The organism is Amycolatopsis sp. NPDC059235, from assembly GCF_042754125.1.
Classification (GTDB): Bacteria; Actinomycetota; Actinomycetes; order Mycobacteriales; family Pseudonocardiaceae; genus Amycolatopsis; species Amycolatopsis albidoflava.
The window spans coordinates 50078-71427 of sequence record NZ_JBHZAG010000004.1; the positions used below are offsets into that span (position 1 = coordinate 50078).

A 21350-nucleotide genomic window follows, 5' to 3' on the forward strand; every position below is an offset into this window, starting at 1 on the left:
CGGGCCGGTGGGTCAGTAGCCGAGCGCCTTGGCGACGGCTGCGGCGGACGGCGGCACGGTGGCCTTCGGGCCGATGTGGTTCTCGACCGCGTCGAGGGTCTTCAGGCCGTCGCCGGTGATGAGGAGGACGGTTTCGGCGTCCGGGTCGAGCTTGCCGGTTTCGACGAGCTTCTTCGCGGTCGCCACGGTGACGCCGCCCGCGGTCTCGGTGAAGATGCCTTCGGTGCGCGCGAGCAGCCGGATGCCTTCGACCACCTCTTCGTCGGTGACGTCCTCGATCGCGCCGCCGGTGCGGTTGACCACGTCGAGCACGTACGGGCCGTCGGCCGGGTTGCCGATCGCGAGCGAGCGGGCGATCGTGTCCGGCTTCACCGGCTGGACCACGTCGTGGCCGTTGCGGTACGCGGTGGAAACCGGCGAGCAGCCGGTGGCCTGCGCGCCGAACACCTTGTACGGGCTGGCGTCCACGAGACCGAGCTGGCCCAGCTCGCGGAAACCCTTGTCCACCTTGGTGAGCTGGGAACCGGAGGCGATCGGCACGACGATCTGCTCGGGGAGGCGCCAGCCGAGCTGCTCGGCGACCTCGTAGGCGAGCGTCTTCGAGCCCTCGGAGTAGTACGGGCGGACGTTGACGTTCACGAACGCCCACTTCGGGTGCTCGCCGGCCAGTTCGGTGGCCAGCCGGTTCACGTCGTCGTAGTTGCCGTCGACGGCGATCAGGTCGCCGTCGTAGACCGCGGTGGTGAGGATCTTCGCGCGCTCGAGGTTCTTCGGGATCAGCACGACCGACCGCCAGCCGGCGCGAGCCGCGGCGGCCGCGGTCGCGTTGGCCAGGTTGCCGGTTGAGGGACACGCGAGGACCTCGAAGCCGAACTCGCGCGCGGCCGCGAGCGCGACGGCGACCACGCGGTCCTTGAACGAGTGCGTCGGGTTGCCGGTGTCGTCCTTGACCCACACGCTCTTGAGGCCGAGCTCCTTCGCGAGCCGGTCGGCGCGCACGAGCCTGGTACAGCCGGGTTCGGTGTTCGGGGTCTCCTCGACGGTCGAGGGGACGGGAAGGAGTTTCTTGTAACGCCAGATGTTGCGCGGGCCCGCCTCGATGTCCTCGCGGCGGACGCGGCCGAAGTCGTAGGCGACCTCGAGCGGCGAGAAGTCTTCGGCGGAGACGAATTCCGGAGCGAGCGGCTGCCGGTGCCCTTCTTCCTTCGACACCAGTTCGACGGCCGGACCGAGGTCGATCGTCTTGTTGGCGGAGGTGGCGCTGAGGGCTGCAGTCATCGCGAGGTTCCTTTCCTCATCTGCCCCGCCGAAGCGGGCCGGAATTGGCACCGTGGTCGTCAGCTATCCCGCGATCGCGGGATGACAGGCTGTACGCCGGTTGCCGGGGCTTCGTCGGGCCGTTCCCTCTGCCCCTCTGGATGAGCGGTATTCGGTTGTCGGAGCGCCGGTGGGCGCGTCCTCGGCTACACCGTACGACATCCCGATCAGCTCGTGCCACGGAGGCGGCCCACATCACCGGGGCGGGCGGCCCGGCGGCCGGGTGAGAGGATGACGAGGTGACCACCGCACCCGCGCCGCTGCACCTCGTCACGGGCGAGGAAGAACTGCTCATCGAACGGGCTGTGCGAGCTTCCCTCGACGCGGCCAAGGCCGCGGACCCGACGGCGGACCTCACGCGGACGCGGGTGTCCGATCTCACACCGCCCGTCCTGGCTGAGCTGGTCAGCCCGTCCTTGTTCGCCGAAGGGCGCGTGATCGTGCTGGAGTCGGCGCAGGACATCTCGCAGGAGCTGTCCGACGCCGTCCTGGCGTACGTGAAGGCGCCGGCCGACGGCATCGTCCTCGTGGTCGTGCACAGCGGCGGCGGGCGGAGCAAGGCCGCGAAGGCCCTGCCGGGCGCGTTGAAAAAGGCGGGCGCGGAGATCACCGAATGCCCGAAGCTCACCAAGCCGGCCGAGCGCGAGGCGTTCGTCCGCAACGAGGTGCGGCGCGCGGGCGGCAAGATCGACGGCGCGGGCCTGCTGGCGCTGCTCGACTCGGTCGGCTCGGACCTGCGCGAACTGTCCTCGGCGGCGACGCAGCTGGTCGCCGACACCGGGGGAGTCATCGACGAGCAGGCGGTCCGCCGCTACCACACCGGACGCGCCGACGTGACCGGCTTCGCGGTCGCGGAGAAGGCCGTCGCGGGAGACCGGGCGGCCGCGATGGAGTCGCTGCAGTGGGCGATGCAGCTGGGCGTTCCGCACGTCCTGGTGGCCGACGCACTGGCTGACGCGGTCCGCACGATCGCTCGCGTGTCCGCCGCCGGCCGCGGCAACCCGAACCAGATGGCGGGCGAACTGGGCATGCCGCCGTGGAAGATCCGCAAGGCGCAGGGCCAGTCGCGCGGCTGGGGCCAGGACGGCCTGGCGACCGCGATGCGCGTCGTGGCGCGGCTGAACGCCGAGGTCAAGGGCGCGGCGGCCGATGCGAACTACGCCCTGCAGCGCGCGGTCCTCGAGGTGGTCGCGGCCAAGGGCGACCGCTGACGCTCCGGCGAAAAACGGCCCTGACCGGCTGCAGCGTTCGGTTCCGCCGCACGCCATGATGACCGCTGCCTAAGAGGTGCGGTCAGCCGTCATCGGTGCAAGGTAATCCGCGATTCCCGGACACGGAAAAGGCCCGGCAGCCGAAGCCGCCGGGCCTTCCGGAAAGACTGCGCTCAGAGCTGGTTCGCGCGCTTCGCGAGAGCCGACTTCTTGTTCGCGGCCTGGTTGGCGTGGATGACGCCCTTGGTGACGGCCTTGTCGAGCTTGCGAGCGGCGTCGCGCTGCAGTTCGAGGGCCTTGTCCTTGTCACCGGCTTCGGCGGCCTCGCGGAACTTGCGGATCGCGGTCTTCACCGAGGACCGGATCGCCAGGTTGCGCTGCCGCGCCTTCTCGTTGGTGTCGATGCGCTTGACCTGCGACTTGATGTTGGCCATGGAGGCGTTCCTCTTTCACTCGGTGAAGGTCGCTGCCGCGTTCGCGTGGCTCCGGATCAGTCCCGAGGGACTGCCGGGTTTCCTCCCTGACGGAATGCCGCACGGCAACAATCGAAAATCTTAACAGCCCTGCTCGCGGCCCTGGAGCGGGCCCCGGAGCCGAGAACCGTTCGGCATCCCGCCCGCGTCTCCGTTACGGTGGATTTCGGTAGTGCCTAGGGTTCCGTCGCCTGCCCGTGGTCCCGCAGAGCGGGTCGCGAAGACAACGAGGGCGGGCGGGACTGGTCCGAGCGGCACCTTCGGCGGGACACCGAGCCCTGCCGTTCATCTGACGGGACAAAAGCCTGGAGGACCCGGTCTTCAGCGTGCGCTGAAAACCTGAAAGGGTCCCGGATGAACACCACTGCCCTCGCCATGGTTCTCGTCGCCGCGGTCGTGCACGCCGTGTGGAACCTCGCCGCCAAACGGGTTTCCGGCGGCGGCCCGCGATTCGTCTGGCTGTACTACTCGGTTTCCGCGGTGGCGATGCTCCCGGTGATCGCGGTCGCGCTGGCCGTCGAACCGGAACGTCCACAATGGACTTGGCTGCTCGCCGCGCTGCTTACCGCGGTCCTGCACGTGGTGTACGGGATCGTGCTGCAGCGCGGCTACGAGGTCGGCGATCTGTCCGTCGTCTACCCGCTGGCCCGCGGCACCGGCCCGCTGGTTTCGGTGCTCGTGGCCGTCACGGTCCTGGGCGAACTGCCCGGTGTGCTCGGGCTGGTCGGTGCCTTCCTCGTCGTCGCGGGCGTTCTGGTGATCAGTCTCGGCGGCAGCACCGGCGACGCGAAGGCTCGTCGCGCCGGGGTGTTCTACGGCGTCGCCACCGGCACGGTCATCGCGGCTTACACGCTCTGGGACGCGCACTCGGTGACGTCGCTGGGCGTGCCCCCGCTCGTCTACTTCGGCGGCGGCGCGATCGGCCAGAGCATCCTGCTCGCGCCGGCCGCCGCCCGCGGCCGGTCCGAGATCAAGCGGTTGTGGCGCGACCACCGGCGCGAGGTGCTGATCGTCGGACTGGCCTCGCCGGTCAGCTACCTGCTGGTCCTGTACGCCCTGCGGATCGCGCCGGTCAGCCTCGTCGCGCCGGCGCGCGAACTGTCGATCGTCTTCGGCGGGGTTGCCGCCTGGCTCGTGCTCCGCGAGCGCAACGCGGTCCGCCGGCTCGCCGGGTCGCTGGTGGTGCTGGCCGGGATCGCTGCGATTGCGGTCGCCTGAGCCGCTCAGGTAGGCAGGACCCATGGACGTACTGAGCAGCCGGGTGCTGATCCACCCCCGCGACCACGAGGTGTCCACCGCGTTCTACCGGGACGCCCTCGGCCTCGCGATCGAGCGCGAGTTCCCTGGTGGCACGCGGTTTTTCGCCGGCGGCGGTTCGATCGAGGTGGTCGGCAGCGGCGAAGAAGGACCCGGTCCGGACGTCAATCTGTTCCTGCAGGTCCGCGATCTCCCGGCGACCCTGGCCGAATTGGCCGGACGCGGGGTCGAACCGGTGCGCGAGGCTCGTCGCGAACCTTGGGGCACCGACGAGGCGTGGATCGCCGACCCGGACGGGTTGCGGATCGTTCTCGTCGAGGTCCCGGAGGACCACCCGTTGCGTCGCGACAAGCGCTAGCTCGGTTTCACGGCTCGAAGCTGGGCGGCGAGCGGGGCGAATCCCGGCGGGTCCCAGGTCCAGGTCTGCAGGTCGGTGAATCCCGCGGCGGCGGCTTCGTCGGCCAACTCGTGCCGGGTCACCGGAAGCCACTTCTCGTGCGCCGAGAGCAGCAGGCGTCCGCCTGGCCGCAGCACCCGGAACAACTCGGCGAAGCCCGCCGCGCGGTCCTCCCAAAGCTGGACGTTGTTCACGGTCAGCGCGACGTCCGCGGACGCGTCCGCACAGCCAGTTTGGGCCGCGCTGCCCGCGCGCACCTCGGCGCGGTCGCCGCAGCGGTCCGTGCACAGGTCGCGCATCTGAGGGGAGGGTTCGACGCCGATCACCTCACCGGCGAGTTTGCTCGCCGCGTCGAGGCCGATCCCCGGACCGGGGCCGATGACGAGAACGGTCTCGTCCGGTTCGAGGCGGGCGAGGTCGACGACGCGGTGCTCGGTCGCGGCGTTGCTGACCGCCATCAGCTTGCCGCCGAGCCTGCCCAGCACGCCGCTGGGGTGGCCGAAAGCCCGGTCGAGCGCGGCGTCGAGGACGCCGGGGCCGGGCGGCGAGGGGGAGGGTGAAGTGGTCATGCTTCGAGGTCATCACGAGACGCGCGGGGCCGCATCGGGGATGACCCCCACCCGCACCCGGAGGTCCATGGGACGATGGGGTACGGACATCCCCCACCATCCCGAGGACAGCCCGAGTGACAGCGCCCAAGACGTTCGCCGACACCACCTTCACGCCGCCGGAGTTGATCCGCAACTTCTGCATCATCGCCCACATCGACCACGGCAAGTCGACGCTGGCGGACCGGATGCTGCAGCTCACCGGCGTCGTCGAGGAGCGAGCCATGCGCGCGCAGTACCTCGACCGCATGGACATCGAGCGGGAACGCGGCATCACGATCAAGGCCCAGAACGTCCGGCTGCCGTGGCAGGTCGACGGGCAGGACCACGTGCTGCACCTGATCGACACGCCCGGCCACGTCGACTTCACGTACGAGGTCTCGCGGGCGCTCGAGGCGTGCGAGGGCGCGATCCTGCTGGTCGACGCCGCGCAGGGGATCGAGGCGCAGACGCTCGCGAACCTGTACCTCGCGCTCGAGAACGACCTGCACATCATCCCGGTGCTGAACAAGATCGACCTGCCCTCGGCGGACCCGGAGAAGTACGCGGCGGAGATCGCGCACATCATCGGCTGCGAGCCCTCGGACGTGCTGCGCGTGTCGGCCAAGACCGGCATGGGCGTGACCGAACTGCTGGACGAATGCGTGCGCCAGGTCCCGCCGCCGGTCGGCGACGCGGACGCGCCCGCCCGCGCGATGATCTTCGACTCGGTCTACGACACCTACCGCGGCGTCGTGACGTACATCCGCGTGGTGGACGGCAAGATCACGCCGCGCGAGAAGATCAAGATGATGTCCACCGGGGCGACGCACGAACTGCTCGAGGTCGGGATCATCTCGCCGGAGCCGAAGGCCAGCAAGGGACTCGGCGTCGGCGAGGTCGGCTACCTGATCACCGGCGTGAAGGACGTGCGCCAGTCGAAGGTCGGCGACACCGTGACGTCCGAGCGGCACGGCGCGACGGAGCCGCTGGCCGGCTACCGCGAACCGAAGCCGATGGTGTTCTCCGGGCTGTACCCGGTGGACGGCTCGGACTACCCGGAACTGCGCGAGGCGCTGGAGAAGCTGCAGCTCAACGACGCCGCGCTGACCTACGAGCCGGAAACGTCGGTCGCACTGGGCTTCGGCTTCCGCTGCGGTTTCCTCGGCCTGCTGCACCTGGAAATCACCCGGGACCGGCTGGAGCGCGAGTTCGGCCTGGACCTGATTTCCACCGCGCCGAACGTGGTGTACCGCGTGGTGCTGGAGGACCGCAGCGAGGTGATCGTCACGAACCCCTCGGACTGGCCGGGCGGGCTCAAGATCTCCGAGGTGCACGAGCCGGTGTCGAAGGTGAGCATCCTGGCGCCGTCGGAGTTCGTGGGCACGATCATGGAGCTGTGCCAGGCGAAGCGCGGCAACCTGCTGGGCATGGACTACCTGTCGGAAGACCGCGTCGAACTGCGCTACACGATCCCGCTGGCGGAGATCATTTTCGACTTCTTCGACACGCTGAAGTCGCGCACCCGCGGTTACGCGTCGCTGGACTACGAGGAGTCCGGCGAGCAGGTGGCCGATCTGGTGAAGGTCGACATCCTGCTGCAGGGCGAGACGGTGGACGCGTTCTCCGCGATCGTGCACAAGGACGCCGCCTACACGTACGGAAACCGCATGGCGACGCGCCTGCGCGAGCTGATTCCGCGGCAGCAGTTCGAGGTCCCGATCCAGGCGGCGATCGGTTCCCGGATCATCGCGCGCGAAACGATCCGCGCCATCCGCAAGGACGTGCTGGCCAAATGCTACGGCGGTGACATCTCGCGGAAGCGGAAACTGCTGGAGAAGCAGAAGGAAGGCAAGAAGCGGATGAAGACCGTCGGCCGGGTGGAGGTGCCGCAGGAAGCGTTCGTCGCGGCACTGTCCACTGAGGACAACGGGAAGAACAAGAAGTAGGTTCCACCTTCGGGTGAACGGCGGCTCCGGGTTTCCCGGAGCCGCCGTTTTTGTCGGTGGGGGCTGGTGTTCTCAATTGCGGACAGGGACTCTCTGGCGCGAACAGGGAAAGGAGAGCAGCATGACGGTCATGACGGACATCGAGTATCCGCCCGGGTCGGGCCCCATGACGGTGCACGACCTCGAGGGGATGCCGCAGGATGGCCGCCGTTACGAACTCATCGACGGGACACTCCTCGTGAGCCCCGCGCCAGGTCTGAGACACCAGACCATCGGCTACCGGCTGTACGGCGTGCTCGATGCGGCCTGTCCGGAAGAATTGTTCGTCGTCGGCGCGCCGTTCGCGGTGCACGTGGGCGATCGGATAGAGCTGCAGCCGGATGTGCTGGTAGGACGGACCGAGGATTTCACTGCCAAGGATCTGCCCGTGCCGCCGGTGCTTGCGGTCGAGGTGCTGTCGCCGAGCACGTCGATTCACGACCTGAACACCAAGAAGGCGCTCTACGAACGGCTGGGCGTCCCGAGCTACTGGGTGATCGACCCAGTGACCGCCGAACTGGCCGTGTTCGAACTGGACGAGGACGGTCGCTATCGCCAGGTCGCCAAGGCAGCGGGTGCCGAGGTTTTCGAAGCACAGCGGCCGTTCTCGGTCCGGGTGGTGCCCGAGGAGTTGATCGGAAGGAGCTGATCTGTTCCGGTTGAGTCGCCCGGATATCGTGCGGCGAAGGCGGTCAGCCGTTCCCGATGATCCTGCCCACCTCCACGAACACCGCGGCTCGGCGTTCGGCGGCCATCACCCGGTCGTACTCCGCCCAGTCGTCGTGGGTGCCGGTGGCGGCGCGGAACACCTCGCGCAGCAGGGGCGGGAGGTCGGCGGCAGGGAAGGACGGGTCGGGGTCGTCCGGGCCGATCAGGCGGACCGGGCCGGTTGCCGAGAGCCAGCGCCAGCCGCGGCGGAACGTCACGGTCGCGTGGCCGTTGCGGCGCAGCAGCGCGAGCTTGTGCGCGCCGCCGACGGCGACGAAGCCCACGCTCGGCTTGCCGGTCACCGGGTCGTTCAGGATGCCCGCGTTCACCACGGACGCGTGCACGGTGCCGTCGGCGCGGGTCGTGGCCACGGTGGCGAGGCCGTTCTCCTCCACGGTCAGCGCGCGGAGCTGTTCCAGGGTTGCCGTCATGCTCTTCTGCAACGCGGCGGCTGCCCGGCGCATTTCCGGTGCGGCACTAGGCTCGGGGACATGTTCGATGATCTCGAGTTCCCGGTGATCGCGGCGCCGATGGCGGGCGGGCCGACGACTCCGCAGCTGGTCGGCGCCGTCACGGGCGCGGGCGGGTTCGGTTTCCTCGCCGCCGGCTACCTCAGCCCGGAGACGCTCGACGCCCGGATCGCGCACACCGCCGACCTCACCGGCGGCCGGTTCGGCGTCAACCTGTTCGTCCCCGGCGGCCGGTCGGTGGCCGACCTTGCCGCGCACCGCGAACGGTTGCTCGCCGAGGCCGTGCGTTACGGCGTCGAACTCGGCGACCCGGTCTGGGACGACGACGAGTACCCGGCGAAGCTCGATCTCGTCGTACGGCACCGGGTTCCGGTGGTGTCGTTCACCTTCGGCGCGCCGACTTCCGCCGAGGTGCAGCGGATTCACGAAGCCGGCGGCAAGGTCGCGGTCACCGTCACGAATCCGGAGGAAGCCGACCTCGCTGCCGCGCGCGGAGCGGACGCGCTGGTCGTGCAGGGCTTCGAGGCCGGCGGGCATCGCGGTCTGTTCACCGACGACCCGAGCAACCCCGCCGGCGGCGAGGAGTACGGCCTGCTCGCGCTGCTGCGTTTGCTCGGCGCTCGCACGAGCCTGCCGTTGATCGCGGCCGGGGGACTGGTCAACGGTGCCGACATCGCGGCGGTGCTGGCGGCCGGGGCGTCGGCGGCGCAGCTGGGCACGGCCTTCCTGCTGGCGACGGAAGCCGGCACCGGCGACACCCAGCGGCGTGCGCTCGCCGAGGCAGGCCGGGCGACGGCGTTCACGCGCGCGTTCAGCGGACGCCCGGCGCGGGGCATGGTGAACCGCGTCCTGAGCGACCTCTCCGCGAACGCGCCCGCCGCGTACCCGCAGCTGCACCACCTGAGCAAACCGGTCCGCGCGGCGGCAGGGAAAGCTGGTGACCCGGAGGCGATGTCGTTGTGGGCCGGGCAGACGTATCAGCTCGCCAGCGACGGTTCAGCGGCCTCGATCGTGGCCCGGCTCCGCACGGAGGCGAAGGCCGCGGCGGAACGGCTCGACCGGTTGCGCTGAGGCTTCCGGCGGGCCGAGAAGGGCTTATGTGGTAGTGGCGCGCCTCGAACAGTCGTGGTGATGTGGTTGCACGCGGTATTGGAAGAGCTGTCGCAACGAGGTTTCCGGCGAGTGCGATGTGCGCGACCGGCCCGAGATGATGCCCGATTACGCAGGAAAGACGACCTCATCGGAGCGGCGGCGGCATTGCCCCAGGTGCACGCCAGCGGATCGCCAACAGGGCCAAAGAAAATGCGGGGGACACCGCAATGGCGTCCCCCGCATCAAAAGCCCAGCATCAGTCCGAAGTGGACTTCACCCCGCCGGCATCCCCGTCCCCGGAGCCAGCGGCCTCGCCACGCTCCATCGCCGAATGCCGTTTGCTGTACGAGAAGTAGATCACCATCCCGATCGCGAACCAGATCGCGAAGCGCAGCCAGGTTTCCGGCTTCAGGAACGTGATCAGCCAGATCGAGAAGATCACCCCGATGATCGGCACCACCGGCATGCCCGGCGTCTTGAACGTGCGCGGCAGCTCAGGATGCTTGTAGCGCAGCACGATCACCGCGATGCACACGACCACGAAGGCCAGCAGGATGCCGATGTTCGTCAGTTCCGCGGCCTCGCCGATCGGCAGCACGCCGGCGATCAGTGCGGACGCGGCGCCAAGGATCCAGGTGATGCGCGAAGGGACCTTCTTCACCGGGTGGGTCTTCGCGAACCACTTCGGCAGCAGGCCGTCACGGCTCATCGAGTAGCCCACGCGGGTCGCGCCCAGCAGGAAGGTGAACAGCACCGTCAGGATGCCGATGATCGCGCCTACCGCGATGATCGCGCCCAGCCAGCCGAGGCCGACCTTCGCGAACGCGCTCGAGAACGCGGCTTCCGGGTTGATGTCGGTGTACTTCACCATGCCGGTCAGGACCAGGCAGGCGAGCACGTACAGCACCATCGAGATCGCCAGCGAGTAGATGATCGCCTTCGGCATGTGCTTCTGCGAGTCCTGCGATTCCTCGGCCGCGGTGGACATGGCGTCGTAGCCGAAGACCGCGAAGAACACCGTTGCCGCGCCGGTGAAAGCGCCGCTGAGGCCGAACGGGAAGAAGTTGCTGTAGTTGCCGCTCTGGATGTGGAAGGCGCCGACCACGATCACCAGCAGCACCAGGCCGACCTTCAGGTACACCAGCAGGGTTTCGAAGCGCGCCGCGTTCTTCATGCCCTGGTTCAGGATAAAGGCGATCAGCAGGCAAAGCAGTACCGCGAACAGGTTGATCTTGTACGACCCCGGTTCGACGCCCGCCGGTTCCGTTCCTGGCGCGCCGGACATCCAGTGCGGCAGCGAGACATGCAGGAAGCCCAGCAAATCGTTGAAGTAGCCCGAAATCCCGATCGCCACCACGGACACGATCGCGGTGTACTCCAGCAGCAGGTCCCAGCCGATGAACCAGCCGACGATCTCGCCGAGCACCGCGTACCCGTAGGTGTAGGCGGAGCCCGCGCGCGGGATGAGGCCGGCGAATTCGGCGTAGGAGAACGCCGCCGCGGCGCTCGCGATGCCCGCGATCAGGAACGAGATCAGCACGGCCGGGCCCGCGGTCTTGTTCGCGACCGCCCCGGCGAGCGAGAAGATGCCGGCGCCGATGATGCCGCCGACGCCGATCGCGGTCAGCTGCCGCAAGCCGAGCGTGCGCTGCAGGCCGCTTTCCCCGGCCTGCTCGATGGTGTCGATCGGCTTCCGCCGGAAGATCCCGGACCCGGAGCCCAGGTTAGGGCCGCGCGGAGCTGACATCGATGTCTCCTCAGACTGGTGGTTCGCAGGCCCCGGGTTCCGGGCCCTGGCAGGGCACCGTACCCGGCGGCGCCGCACCTGTCACCGACTCCATAGTGTGACGATCTTGGCAGCCTGAGTCACCCGGTCGCGGAGTCGTCCTCGACGTCGTTGACCGTGGGCGCCGGGCGCGCGGCCGAACGGATCGCGCCCGCGGCGAAGAAGGTGAGCAGCTCCGCGACCTCGGGCGGGTCGTCGAGCTGCGGGCAGTGGCCCCAGTCCTCGCGGACGACGAGCCTGCTGTGCGGCACCAGGGTGTGCAGCTTCCGCCCGGACGCGGCCGTCACCAGCTTGTCCTTGCCGCACGCGACCGCGAGCAGCGGGATCTTGATCTGGTCGAGGCGGTAGGCGTCCGCCAGTTCCGCGACGAGCTGCCGGGCCTGCTCGAGCCGCGACGTGGTAGCCCGGTAGTCGGGAAAGAGCGTGGTGAACCGCCGGACCTGGCCCGCGTCGGCTTGGCGCGAGTCGGCGTAGAGGATCCGCGGCACGAGCTGTTCGGCGACCGCTCGGACCAGGAAACCCGGCACCGGCAACGGAAGCGAGGAGTACAGCCGCAGCGGCAGCGGGTTGCGGCCGACCGTGCGCACCAGCCACGAGTCGACGAAACCGGGCGCGGCGATCGACACCACGCCCGCGGTCGGCAGCCGGCGGTTCTGCGCCGCGCGCAGGCTCATCGTGCCGCCGAGCGAGTTTCCCGCGAGCACCACCGGGCCGAGCACGGCCTGCTCGCGCACCACCGCGGCGGTGAACGCGTCGAGTTGCGGAAGCATCGGGCCGGGGCGCAGCGGCTGCGCGTCGCCGAAGCCGGGGAGGTCGACCGCGATCGCGGCGATGCCCGCGGCGGCTAATTCTCCGAGTACTGGACGCCACGTGTCGGCACTGTCGCAATACCCGTGGAGCAACACGAGCCGGGGCGCGCGGGGTTTCCCGTCGCCCTTGCGGCGCGTGCGCTTGGGTGCGGGAGCCTCGGCGACCGGCGGCCCGACCTCCAGCACGCGCGTGCGCATGCCGGCGAACCGCCGGAAGGATTCCCGGATCGGCTCCGGTTCGCTGGGGTTCCGGCCGCCCCGGCCGGCCGGGACTGGCCGCTGCGTCGCGGTCATGTTCTCCAGGTTAACCGCCCAAGGTCGATTTCTGGTGGAATTTGGGGGGTCACCATCTGATTGCGAAGCTGGGGTGTTGACGATTCACGAGACAGCGGGTAAAAGCACTGGCCTGGACCTTTCCGGAACGGAAAAGCCCAGGTCAGCGCCGTAGGATCACGCTCAGCGAGTGAAGACGATCTTGCCCGCGGTCTCGCCGGCGGCCATCGCGGCGAATCCCGCGGGGGCCTCCGCAAGGGGGAGCTCGGTGCCGATCTGCGGCTTGATGCCCTTCAGATCGAGGTAGGCGAGCAGGTCGGCCAGCTCGTCGCGGGTGCCCATGGTCGAGCCGAGGACCCGCAGCTGCAGGAAGAAAACCCGCTGCAGGTCGGCCGACGGGTCGGGGCCGCTGGTCGAACCGGACACCACGACCGCGCCGCCCGGCTTCAGCGACTTGAGCGTGTGTCCCCAGGTGGCCTTGCCGACGGTCTCGAACACCGCGTCCACCCGCTCGGGCAGCCGCGCGCCGGACTCGAACGTCTGGTGCGCGCCGACGCTCTCGGCCAGGGCGCGCTTCTCCTCGGTGCGCCCGGTGACCCACACGCGGAACCCGGCCGCGCGGCCGAGCGCGATCAGCGCGGTCGACACCCCGCCGGACGCGCCCTGCACCAGCATCGTCTGGCCAGGTCGCAGGTCCGACTTCACGAACAGCATCCGGTACGCGGTGAGCCACGCGGTGCCCATCGTCGCGCCCTCGGCGAAGCTCAGGCCGGCCGGCTTCGGCACCGCGTTGCGGGCCGGGACCACGACCTGGTCCGCGAACGTGCCCTGGTGCTTTTCGGTGAGCAGAGTGCGCTTCGGGTCGAGCGTGTCGTCGCCCTGCCAGCCCGGCGCGTTGATCACCGAATGCAGCACGACCTCGGTGCCGTCGTCGAGCGTGCCCGCTCCGTCGCAGCCGAGGATCATCGGGAACTGGTCGGCCTTGATGCCGACGCCGCGCAAGGTCCACAGGTCGTGCATGTTCAGGCTGGCGGCTTTGACGTGCACCCGGACCCAGCCTTCGGGCACTTCGGGTTCCGGCCGCTCGCCGACGACCAGCGAATCGAGCGGGGACTCGGCGTTGGGTTCCTGCGCGTATACGGCGAACATGGCAGCAACCTACCTCCCCTGCCCGCCGCCGCGCTGGCGAGCGCGCGTAGGCTCACACTCGTGTTTGAGGGCCTGGCCAACTGGTGGGACGGGGTCGAGCTGTGGCTCGCCCAAGCCTGGTTCCCGGTGCAGTTCGTGCTGGTGATGGCGGTGCTCGTGCCGCTGTGCCTGCTCGCCGCGTGGGCCATCGACAAGCTGGTCGAACGCTTCGGCCGCTGGTTCGGCACGGCCCGTGACGACGACGGTCCCGGCCGCTCCTAAGCTGGCACACCATGGTCAACCGTAGGCGGATCACCGCTGCGCTCGTCGGTCTCCTCGTGCTGGTGCTCGGCGGGTGGCTCGTCAAGGAAACCGCCGGCTCCTCGGATTCGCCGGCGCCCTCGTCCTCGTCGGGTGCTCCCGCCGCAGCTTCCGGGAAAGTGCCGGGAGCCGATTCCAAGCTGCCGGTCAAGCCGTTGTCGTCGCTGCCCTCGCAGGCGAAAGACACGTGGAGCCTGATCCAGAAGGGCGGGCCCTACCCGTATCCGCGCAATGACGACGTCGTCTTCCAGAACCGGGAGAAAAAGCTTCCCGCGGAGAAGAACGGCTATTACCACGAATACACCGTGAAGACGCCGGGGAGCCCGGACCGAGGGGCCCGCCGGTTGATCACAGGGGCGGGGAAAGAGTTGTATTACACAGGCGATCATTACGCGTCGTTCGTCGTCGTGGACTCCGCGCGGTGACCGGCGAGACGGCGCAGGCCGCGGCCGACGCGGCGTTCGCGCGCGGGGCTTATCCGCATCGGGTCGACGGAGCGCGGGCGCTGGACAAACTGTCGGCGCTGGACGCGATCGGCGAGGCGCTGTCTTTTCCGTCGTATTTCGGACGGAATCTGGACGCGCTGTACGACATGCTCACGGATTTGTCGTGGCTGCCGACCGGTGAGCACGTGCTGATCTGGGCCGGGTCGGACGGGCTGAAAGCCGCTGAGCCCAAGGCTTATCTGGCGGTGCGAAGCGTTTTGTCGGACGCGCAGCGCGCGATGGGCTCCGGCGAGCGGCGGCTGACTTTGGTGCTGGTGGACGCTTAGCGGGCCGTGAGGGGAACCCTGAGGGAATCAGAGTCCCTCAGGGTTCCCTTCACGGACAACAACGTCAGTCCTGCGGGACCCAGTTCGGCTTGCGCTTCTGAGCGAAGGCCTGGATCCCTTCCTGGCCTTCTTCGCTGGCGAAGAAACCCGCGGAGAGGGCGTTCATGTCCGCGAAGCCCTCGGCCGGAGTGGCCGGACGCGGGCGGGCCAGCAGTTCCTTGGTGGCGGCCAACGCTTTCGGGCCGCCCAGGGTCAGCGACTTGAGGTAGCCCTCGACGGTCTTGTCTAGGTCCTCGGAGGGGACGCAGGCGTTCAGCAGACCGATCTCCACCGCGCGCTTCGCGTCGAAGACGTCGCCGGTCAGGAAGAGTTCGTGCGCGGCCCGGGCGTTCAGCCGCGGGAGGACCGTCAGGCTGATGACCGCCGGGATGACGCCGATGCGGACTTCCGAGAAAGCGAAGGTCGCTTCCGGGACCGCGACCGCGATGTCGCACGCGGCGACCATGCCGATGCCGCCCGCGCGAGCCGGGCCGGCCAGCCGGGCGACGACCGGCTTCGGGCTCGTCCACAGCTGGTCCAGGATCTGCGGGAACTCGTTCACGCCCTGGTCGGACGAACCGGCGCCGCGCGCTTCCTTCAAGTCCATGCCCGCGCAGAAGACCGGGCCGGTGTGGGTCAGCTGCACCACGCGCACCGAGTCGTCCTCGCGGGCCTTGGTCAGCGACTCGCTCAGTTCCCGCCGCAGCTGCGCCGACAGCGCGTTGCGGTTGTGCGGGGAGTCCAGGGTGATCGTGGCGATGCCGGCCGCCACCTCGTAGTGCACCAGTTCGTCAGCCATGCCTGACACTTTCGCACACCGCTTGCCCGGGAGCGGGTGTGAAGTTCATGCACGAAAACCCGTGCACGAAAACTCGTGCATCGCTACCTTGGGAGCATGGCAGAACCTCGCCCCGCCGATCTCAAGGCACTCAAGGCGCTCGCGAATCCGTTGCGGCAGCGGATTCTCGAGGCGCTCGCCGCGTCCGGGCCCGCGACGTCGACGACGCTCGCTGAGCGGCTGGGCGTGACCAGCGGCGGGACCAGCTACAACCTGCGGGTCCTGGCCGAGAACGGGTTCGTCGAGGAGCTTCCCGAACGCGCGCGCGGACGAGAGCGCTGGTGGCGCGCGGTGCCGCATGACCTCCGCTTGCCGCCAGCGGACGAGCGCGACGATCCGGCGAAGGCGGCGATCGGCGAGCTGCACCGGCTGTGGCTCGCGGGCGATACCGAGCTGTACGAACGGTTCGAGCGCGAGCGGCCGCGGCTCGGGGAGTGGGCGGACGCGATTCCGTACTCGCGCGGCGCGATCACCGTGACGCTGGACGAGCTGGGGGACTTCGTCGAGGCGTATCTCGGCTTGCTGCGCCGGTATCAGCGGCCGGACGACGAGACGCCGGAGGGGGCGCGCCGGGTCGAGACGCGGATGATCGCGTTCCCGACGCCGGCCGGACAGGAGGCCGTCCAGGACTGAACTGGAGGAGGCCCTGGGTGCCGAGCGGCAACTCGGCACCCAGGAATAAGGGAAAACGTCGCACGATCTCCCGAAGCAAGGAGAACACTTCATGCTGCCCTGGGGCAAATCGCGGCTCGCCGCCGCGATCCTCGCGCTGGGCTCGGTCCTTCCGACCGCCCAGCCGGCACTAGCACAACCGTCCGCTGACGTCAGCTTCACCGGCGCGGGCGGAATCACGTTGCACGGCACGGTATTCCGGACGGAAGGGCCGGCGAAGTCCGCGATCGTCCTGCAAGGCGGGTCGGACTGGCGGACGCGGGACAACCTCCGGTTGCAGGCCGAGATGTTCACGCGGCTCGGCGTCACGACGCTCGTGTACGACCGGCGTACCAGCGGTTATTCCAAGACCCAGCGGGATTACAACGTGCTGGCCGACGATCTGGTCTCGGCGGTGCACGCGTTGCGGGCTCATTCCGAAGCCGCGGAGGTCGGCGTCTGGGGAGTCAGCGAGGGTGCGTGGGTCGCGCCGCTCGCGGCGACGCGGACGGCTGGCATCTCGTATGTGATCACGGTCGGCGGATCGGGGTTGGGCGGAGCCAGGCAGACCTCGTGGTATTGGGGGAATGTCCTTCGCCACCAAGGGATTTCCGGTTCGTTGCTGACGACCTTGCCGGTGCGGGGAACGCGGTTCGCCGTCGGAGCGGGGCTGTTTCCCGAGGCCGACTACGACCCGGTGCCGGTGTTGCGGCGGCTGAAACAGCCGATCCTGGCGTTGTGGGGCGACCTCGACATCAATCACGTGCCGGTCGAGAGCTCGCGGATTTTCGCCGACGCACTGGCCGGACACCCGAACCACACGATTCGGTTCGTCGCGGGCGGAGGGCCGGATCTGTACGCGACCAGCGACGCCGGGTTCGACCGCCAGCCTCGGGTCGTGCCCGGTTATCCGGCGGTGGTCGGGGAATGGCTGGCGGGTCGGCGGGGCGTGCACGTCGAAACCGCGGCCTTCACGCAGCGTCCGACGGAAGCGCTTCAGTCGTTGTCCTGGTGGGAATCTGTTGGGGCGCAAGGGATCACGCTCGCCTTGTTACTCGGCGGGTTCGCGGTCAGCGGCGTGGTTTCGCTGGTGCGTCGCCGGGGGACTAAGCCGTCGCGGTGGCTGGCCGGGCTGGGAATGGCGACTGTCGCCGGGTTCTTCGGAATCCTGGGCTGGGCGCAGATGTCCGGGATGAAGGATCTCGGACCGGTATTCGTCGGGCGGCCGTTGCCGTGGCTGGCGGTGCAAGCGCTGGCGATCGCGACCGTGGTGGCGTTGGCGGTCACCGCAACCGGGCTGCGGAAACCAGACCGGCGGCGCGGCACGATCGCACCGCTCGTGGCCGGGCTGGTGTTCGTTCCGTGGGCGGTCTACTGGGGGCTGCTGCTGCCGTGAACCGGGCGCGGCCACCCGGGCGCAGCGGGTGGCCGCGGTCCGGGTCAGCCGATTGTCGTCGTGGTGAAAACCGGGCTCGGGTTCGGGAAGCACGCCGTCGGCGCGGTCACGTCGCCGATGATGCTGCTGGCCACGGCCTTGAAGGTCAGGCCGGGGTCGCTGTAGCTGGTGCCGGACAGTTTCGTCTCGATTTTGCCGGAGTCGCCCGCCTTGAGATGCGCGGTGATGGTCGGCAGTTCGAAGGTCGAACCGCCGGCGATCGGGCCGGGGAAGCTCAGGGTCGCCACGCCGTTGGCGACGGCGATCGTCGGCGGGGTGTCGCCGAGACCGGAGCCTCCGGCGAGGTCGGCGCTGACATAGGTCGAGTTCGCCGGGATCGGGAACTTCAGCGCGAAGGTGTTGATGTTCTTGACCTTGTTGCCGCCCACGTCGCTCGGGACGGTGTTGGGCGCGGGGTCGATGACGACGTCGAACGCGCCGCCGGGCGCGACCGTCGCGGGTGCGGTGACGTCGGCGTTCTGGGTCAGCGACACCTGCTGCGGGCCGACCACCGGTGCGTCGGCCTGGCAGTCGAAGTTGATCGCGGTCGCGGCGGACGCCGGGGCCGCGAGGGCGAGCGGAAGGGCGGCGACCGCCGTCAGCGCGGCCAGCCGGTAAAGGTGAGGTGCTTTCATCTGTGTGCTCCTACCTGCGGGTTTCACGGGGGAGAGAGAAAGCTGCGCAGCGATTAGAGAGTTACCGGCAAGTTAAGTAGCGCGTCAAGGATTGACCGTTCACAGGTGCGCACCGTGACGGAAAATGTGAATACCGCTCACCTTGTGGCGGTAGGAGTGGTCTGATCGGCCGTTCGGGTCTACCGACGGTGGTCCGACAGGGCGAGCCAGGCCGGACCACCGGCGTGGGCTGCCCGGGTGCGACTGTCAGGCGGCCGTCCGCAGCAGCCCGGAGATCGCGGCGGCGTACCGGCCGATCACGACGTCCGCTACGCGCGGGTCGTCCGCGAGCGGCTCGGCGATGAACGCGCTGGGGTCGGCCTCGCGGGCCAGCAACGCGATCCGGTCCGGCAGCAGGCCGGGGGCCAGGAACCACGACGCCACCACGAGATGCCGTACGCCGCGATCGCGCAGGCGAGCGGCGGCGGCCGGGATATCCGGCTGAGTGGCGCTGGCGAACGCCTCGCTCACCGGAAGCCCGAGCTGCTTTTCCCAGCGTGCGGCCACTCCGGCGACGACGGCGTTGGCCTCGGGGTTCGAGGAGCCGACCGCGCTCAGCAGCACGCCGGTTCCGCTGCGCAGGCGGGCTCCGGCGAGCCGGTCGAGGGCGACGGCTTCGAGCACCGGGTCGGCGCCCAGCACGTCCGATACCTGGATCCGGAACCCGGGGCACTCCGCGGTCACCTCGTCGACCAGCGCGGGCAGGTCGACCCGGGCGTGAAAAGCGCTGCCCAGCAACAACGGCACGACGACCGCGGAGCGATGCCCCTGTGCGTAAAGGCCGCGCAGGACGTCCGTAATCCGCGGCTCCGACAGGTCGAGGAAGGATTCGTGCACGTCCAGCCCCGGCGCCTGCGCACGGACGACGTCGACCAGCGCCCGCACCGTCGCGGCGGAGCGGGGGTCACGACTGCCGTGCGCGACGGCGACCAGGGGAGGCGTCACGAGAACCGTTCTCCGACGAGTCCGGCGGCGAGGGTGTCGCCGTCCTTCGGGTCGATCACCAGGAACGCGCCGGTGCGCGGGCTCACGCCGTAGTCGTCCACCGGCAGCGGCTCGGCCAGCTGCAGGCTGACGCTGCCGATGTCGTTGAGCTCCAAGCTGCCCGGAGAGTCCACACTGGACAGGGTCTGCTCGTCGAACCGGGCGTGCAACTCGGTGGTGAGCCCCTGCACGGTCCGGGTGCCGTGCTTGATCAGCACGCGCGCGCCGGTCTTGAGCGGCTTCGAGGACAGCCAGCAGAGCGTGCCGGTGATCTCGTCAGTGACCTCCGGCGGCGCGTCCGCGGCGGCGATGAGGTCGCCGCGGCTGATGTCGATGTCGTCGGCGAGCAGCAGGGTCACCGAGGTTCCGGCACCCGCTTCTTCCAGCGGACCGTCCGCGGTGTCGATCCGCTCGACTCGGCTGCGGATCCCTTGCGGCTGCACGACAATCTCGTCGCCCGGACGCACAGTGCCGGCGGCGATCTGCCCTGCATAGCCACGGTAATCCGGGTACTCGGCGGTGCGCGGGCGGATCACGTACTGGACCGGGAACCGCAGCGCGGAATCGTGCGGGTCCGGCGCTACGGGCACGTTTTCAAGGTGCTCAAGCAGCGACGGGCCGTCGTACCACGGGGTTTTCTCGGACCGGGTCGCGACATTGTCGCCGGCCAGCGCGGAAACCGGGATGGAGACGACGGACGCCGAGTCGTAGCCGAGGGATTCCGCGTGCGCGGTGAACTCCTTGGCGATGACGCCGAAGGTGTTCTCGTCGTAGTCGACGAGGTCGATCTTGTTCACCGCCAGCACCAGCTGCGGCACGCCGAGCAGCGCGAGCACGGCCGCGTGCCGCCGGGTCTGCTCGACCACGCCGTTGCGCGCGTCGACCAGCAGTACCGCGAGCTGCGCGGTGGACGCGCCGGTGACCGTGTTGCGGGTGTACTGCACGTGTCCCGGGGTGTCGGCAAGCACGAACGACCGCTTCGGCGTCGCGAAATACCGGTACGCGACGTCGATCGTGATGCCCTGCTCGCGCTCCGAGCGCAGGCCGTCGACGAGCAGCGAAAGGTCCGGAGTGGACAGTCCTTTGTCGACAGACGCGCGGGTGACCGCGTCGAGCTGGTCGGCGAGGACGGACTTGGTGTCGTACAGCAGCCGCCCGACCAGCGTGGACTTCCCGTCGTCCACGCTGCCCGCGGTGGCCAGCCTCAGCAGGCTCGACATCAGAAGTAGCCCTCCCGTTTGCGGTCTTCCATGGCCGCCTCGGACATCCGGTCGTCGGCGCGGGTGGCGCCGCGTTCGGTGAGCCGCGAAGCCTGGACCTCGGCGATCACTTCGTCCACAGTGGACGCCGTGGATTCGATCGCGCCAGTGCACGAACCGTCGCCGACGGTCCGGTAGCGCACGCTCAGCTCGCGGACGTCCTCGCCGGGCCGCGGCCCGCCCCAGGGGCCTTCGCTGAGCCACATGCCGTCGCGCTGGTAGACCGCGCGCTGGTGGGCGTAGTAAATCGAAGGCAGTTCGACCTTTTCGCGGGCGATGTAGTTCCACACGTCCGCTTCGGTCCAGTTGGACAGCGGGAACACGCGGACCTGCTCGCCCGGACGGTGCCGTCCGTTGTAGAGGTTCCACAGTTCCGGCCGCTGCCGGCGCGGCTCCCACTGGCCGAAAGCGTTGCGCAGGCTGAAGATCCGCTCCTTCGCCCGCGCTCGCTCCTCGTCGCGGCGACCGCCGCCGAAGACCGCGTCGAACTTGTTCTCCGCGATCGTCTCCAACAGCGGCGTGGTCTGCAGCGGATTGCGCAGGCCGTCGGCGCGTTCCTCGAGCCGGCCGTCGTCGATCCAGTCCTGGACCTTCGCCACGACCAGCCGCAGCCCGTGCTTTTCCACGACGCGGTCGCGGAATTCGAGGACCTCGTCGAAGTTGTGCCCGGTGTCCACGTGCAGCAGCGGGAACGGCACCGGCGCGGGCCAGAAGGCCTTGATCGCCAGGTGCAGCATCAGCGTCGAGTCCTTGCCGCCGGAGAACAGGATCACCGGCCGGTCGAACTCGCCCGCGACCTCGCGGAAGATGTGGATGGCCTCGGACTCCAAGGCGGCCAGGTTGTCGACAGCCGCGTCGGCCGCCGGTTCCGCGGTCGTCAT

At 69.3% G+C, this 21350-nt stretch carries 23 protein-coding genes and 1 riboswitch; of the genes, 11 read left to right on the forward strand and 12 right to left on the reverse strand.

Annotated elements, in window-relative coordinates:
• Positions 1-12: 12 nt before the first annotated feature.
• Complete coding sequence (gene thrC / locus ACFXI3_RS03870; RefSeq protein ID WP_378397867.1) at positions 13-1278, reverse strand: threonine synthase; 1266 nt, start codon at positions 1276-1278, stop codon at positions 13-15.
• A gap of 13 nt (positions 1279-1291) precedes the next feature.
• Positions 1292-1425, reverse strand: a riboswitch (SAM riboswitch).
• Positions 1426-1556: 131 nt separating this feature from the next.
• Between thrC and holA the strand changes: the two genes are divergently transcribed.
• A complete protein-coding gene (gene holA / locus ACFXI3_RS03875; protein ID WP_344283825.1) occupies positions 1557-2528 on the forward strand; it encodes a DNA polymerase III subunit delta in 972 nt (323 codons plus the stop codon).
• Positions 2529-2701: 173 nt separating this feature from the next.
• On the opposite strand, the gene rpsT is transcribed toward holA, so the two are convergent.
• Complete coding sequence (gene rpsT, locus ACFXI3_RS03880) at positions 2702-2962, reverse strand: 30S ribosomal protein S20 (protein ID WP_116200451.1); 261 nt, start codon at positions 2960-2962, stop codon at positions 2702-2704.
• Positions 2963-3355: 393 nt separating this feature from the next.
• Here rpsT and ACFXI3_RS03885 point away from each other — a divergent pair, with 393 nt between their 5' ends.
• Both ACFXI3_RS03885 and ACFXI3_RS03890 read left to right on the forward strand, forming a co-directional pair.
• A complete protein-coding gene (locus ACFXI3_RS03885) occupies positions 3356-4219 on the forward strand; it encodes a DMT family transporter (protein ID WP_378397868.1) in 864 nt (287 codons plus the stop codon).
• 22 nt (positions 4220-4241) lie between these two features.
• A complete protein-coding gene (locus ACFXI3_RS03890) occupies positions 4242-4616 on the forward strand; it encodes a VOC family protein (protein ID WP_378397870.1) in 375 nt (124 codons plus the stop codon).
• On the opposite strand, the gene ACFXI3_RS03895 is transcribed toward ACFXI3_RS03890, so the two are convergent.
• Complete coding sequence (locus ACFXI3_RS03895) at positions 4613-5224, reverse strand: class I SAM-dependent methyltransferase (RefSeq protein WP_378397872.1); 612 nt, start codon at positions 5222-5224, stop codon at positions 4613-4615. The genes ACFXI3_RS03890 and ACFXI3_RS03895 overlap by 4 nt on opposite strands.
• Positions 5225-5340: 116 nt before the next feature.
• Between ACFXI3_RS03895 and lepA the strand changes: the two genes are divergently transcribed.
• Entirely contained in the window at positions 5341-7191 is a 1851-nt protein-coding gene (lepA, locus tag ACFXI3_RS03900) for a translation elongation factor 4 (RefSeq protein WP_344283838.1), read from the forward strand.
• A 121-nt stretch (positions 7192-7312) separates the two neighbouring features.
• Positions 7313-7879: a Uma2 family endonuclease gene (locus tag ACFXI3_RS03905; protein ID WP_378397873.1), complete on the forward strand. Its 567-nt coding sequence runs from the start codon at positions 7313-7315 to the stop codon at positions 7877-7879.
• A 43-nt stretch (positions 7880-7922) separates the two neighbouring features.
• Here the strand turns inward: ACFXI3_RS03905 and ACFXI3_RS03910 are convergent, their stop codons facing one another.
• Positions 7923-8369, reverse strand: a complete 447-nt coding sequence (locus tag ACFXI3_RS03910) for a pyridoxamine 5'-phosphate oxidase family protein (RefSeq protein ID WP_378397874.1) — start codon at positions 8367-8369, stop codon at positions 7923-7925.
• 60 nt (positions 8370-8429) lie between these two features.
• Here ACFXI3_RS03910 and ACFXI3_RS03915 point away from each other — a divergent pair, with 60 nt between their 5' ends.
• Positions 8430-9479 (forward strand): NAD(P)H-dependent flavin oxidoreductase, encoded by a 1050-nt coding sequence (locus ACFXI3_RS03915; protein WP_378397875.1) that lies wholly within the window; start codon positions 8430-8432, stop codon positions 9477-9479.
• A 277-nt stretch (positions 9480-9756) separates the two neighbouring features.
• Here the strand turns inward: ACFXI3_RS03915 and ACFXI3_RS03920 are convergent, their stop codons facing one another.
• From ACFXI3_RS03920 to ACFXI3_RS03930, 3 genes are all read right to left on the reverse strand, one after another.
• A complete protein-coding gene (locus ACFXI3_RS03920) occupies positions 9757-11247 on the reverse strand; it encodes an amino acid permease (RefSeq protein ID WP_378397876.1) in 1491 nt (496 codons plus the stop codon).
• A gap of 119 nt (positions 11248-11366) precedes the next feature.
• Positions 11367-12389 carry an alpha/beta hydrolase gene (locus tag ACFXI3_RS03925; protein WP_344283850.1) on the reverse strand — a complete coding sequence of 341 codons (1023 nt, stop codon included), beginning with the start codon at positions 12387-12389 and terminating at the stop codon, positions 11367-11369.
• Positions 12390-12551: 162 nt separating this feature from the next.
• Positions 12552-13517 carry a zinc-binding dehydrogenase gene (locus ACFXI3_RS03930; protein ID WP_378397878.1) on the reverse strand — a complete coding sequence of 322 codons (966 nt, stop codon included), beginning with the start codon at positions 13515-13517 and terminating at the stop codon, positions 12552-12554.
• A 60-nt stretch (positions 13518-13577) separates the two neighbouring features.
• On the opposite strand from ACFXI3_RS03930, the gene ACFXI3_RS03935 reads away from it, so the two are divergent.
• From ACFXI3_RS03935 to ACFXI3_RS03945, 3 genes are read left to right on the forward strand one after another with little or no spacing between them, the layout of a single operon-like run.
• A complete protein-coding gene (locus tag ACFXI3_RS03935; RefSeq protein WP_037813693.1) occupies positions 13578-13778 on the forward strand; it encodes a hypothetical protein in 201 nt (66 codons plus the stop codon).
• Positions 13779-13789: 11 nt separating this feature from the next.
• Positions 13790-14242 carry a ribonuclease domain-containing protein gene (locus ACFXI3_RS03940; RefSeq protein WP_378397880.1) on the forward strand — a complete coding sequence of 151 codons (453 nt, stop codon included), beginning with the start codon at positions 13790-13792 and terminating at the stop codon, positions 14240-14242.
• Entirely contained in the window at positions 14239-14589 is a 351-nt protein-coding gene (locus tag ACFXI3_RS03945; protein WP_344283862.1) for a barstar family protein, read from the forward strand. Before ACFXI3_RS03940 ends, ACFXI3_RS03945 begins: the two co-directional genes overlap by 4 nt.
• A 64-nt stretch (positions 14590-14653) precedes the next feature.
• On the opposite strand, the gene ACFXI3_RS03950 is transcribed toward ACFXI3_RS03945, so the two are convergent.
• Positions 14654-15427, reverse strand: a complete 774-nt coding sequence (locus ACFXI3_RS03950) for an enoyl-CoA hydratase-related protein (RefSeq protein ID WP_344283864.1) — start codon at positions 15425-15427, stop codon at positions 14654-14656.
• Between the two features lie 96 nt (positions 15428-15523).
• Between ACFXI3_RS03950 and ACFXI3_RS03955 the strand changes: the two genes are divergently transcribed.
• The gene (locus tag ACFXI3_RS03955) at positions 15524-16099 is read left to right on the forward strand and encodes an ArsR/SmtB family transcription factor (RefSeq protein WP_378397882.1); all 576 of its coding nucleotides are present in this window, start codon (positions 15524-15526) and stop codon (positions 16097-16099) included.
• A 91-nt stretch (positions 16100-16190) separates the two neighbouring features.
• Entirely contained in the window at positions 16191-17513 is a 1323-nt protein-coding gene (locus ACFXI3_RS03960) for an alpha/beta hydrolase family protein (protein WP_378397883.1), read from the forward strand.
• Between the two features lie 44 nt (positions 17514-17557).
• Here the strand turns inward: ACFXI3_RS03960 and ACFXI3_RS03965 are convergent, their stop codons facing one another.
• The 4 genes from ACFXI3_RS03965 to cysD all read right to left on the reverse strand — a co-directional run bounded on the left by ACFXI3_RS03965 (position 17558) and on the right by cysD (position 21350).
• On the reverse strand, positions 17558-18187 hold the full coding sequence (locus ACFXI3_RS03965) for a cyclase (RefSeq protein ID WP_378397885.1): 630 nt from the start codon (positions 18185-18187) through the stop codon (positions 17558-17560).
• 246 nt (positions 18188-18433) lie between these two features.
• Positions 18434-19171: a sirohydrochlorin chelatase gene (locus ACFXI3_RS03970; RefSeq protein ID WP_378397887.1), complete on the reverse strand. Its 738-nt coding sequence runs from the start codon at positions 19169-19171 to the stop codon at positions 18434-18436.
• Positions 19168-20430, reverse strand: a complete 1263-nt coding sequence (locus tag ACFXI3_RS03975) for a sulfate adenylyltransferase subunit 1 (RefSeq protein ID WP_378397889.1) — start codon at positions 20428-20430, stop codon at positions 19168-19170. Before ACFXI3_RS03975 ends, ACFXI3_RS03970 begins: the two co-directional genes overlap by 4 nt.
• Positions 20430-21350, reverse strand: coding sequence for a sulfate adenylyltransferase subunit CysD (cysD, locus tag ACFXI3_RS03980; RefSeq protein WP_344283880.1), 921 nt, complete (start codon positions 21348-21350; stop codon positions 20430-20432). Before cysD ends, ACFXI3_RS03975 begins: the two co-directional genes overlap by 1 nt.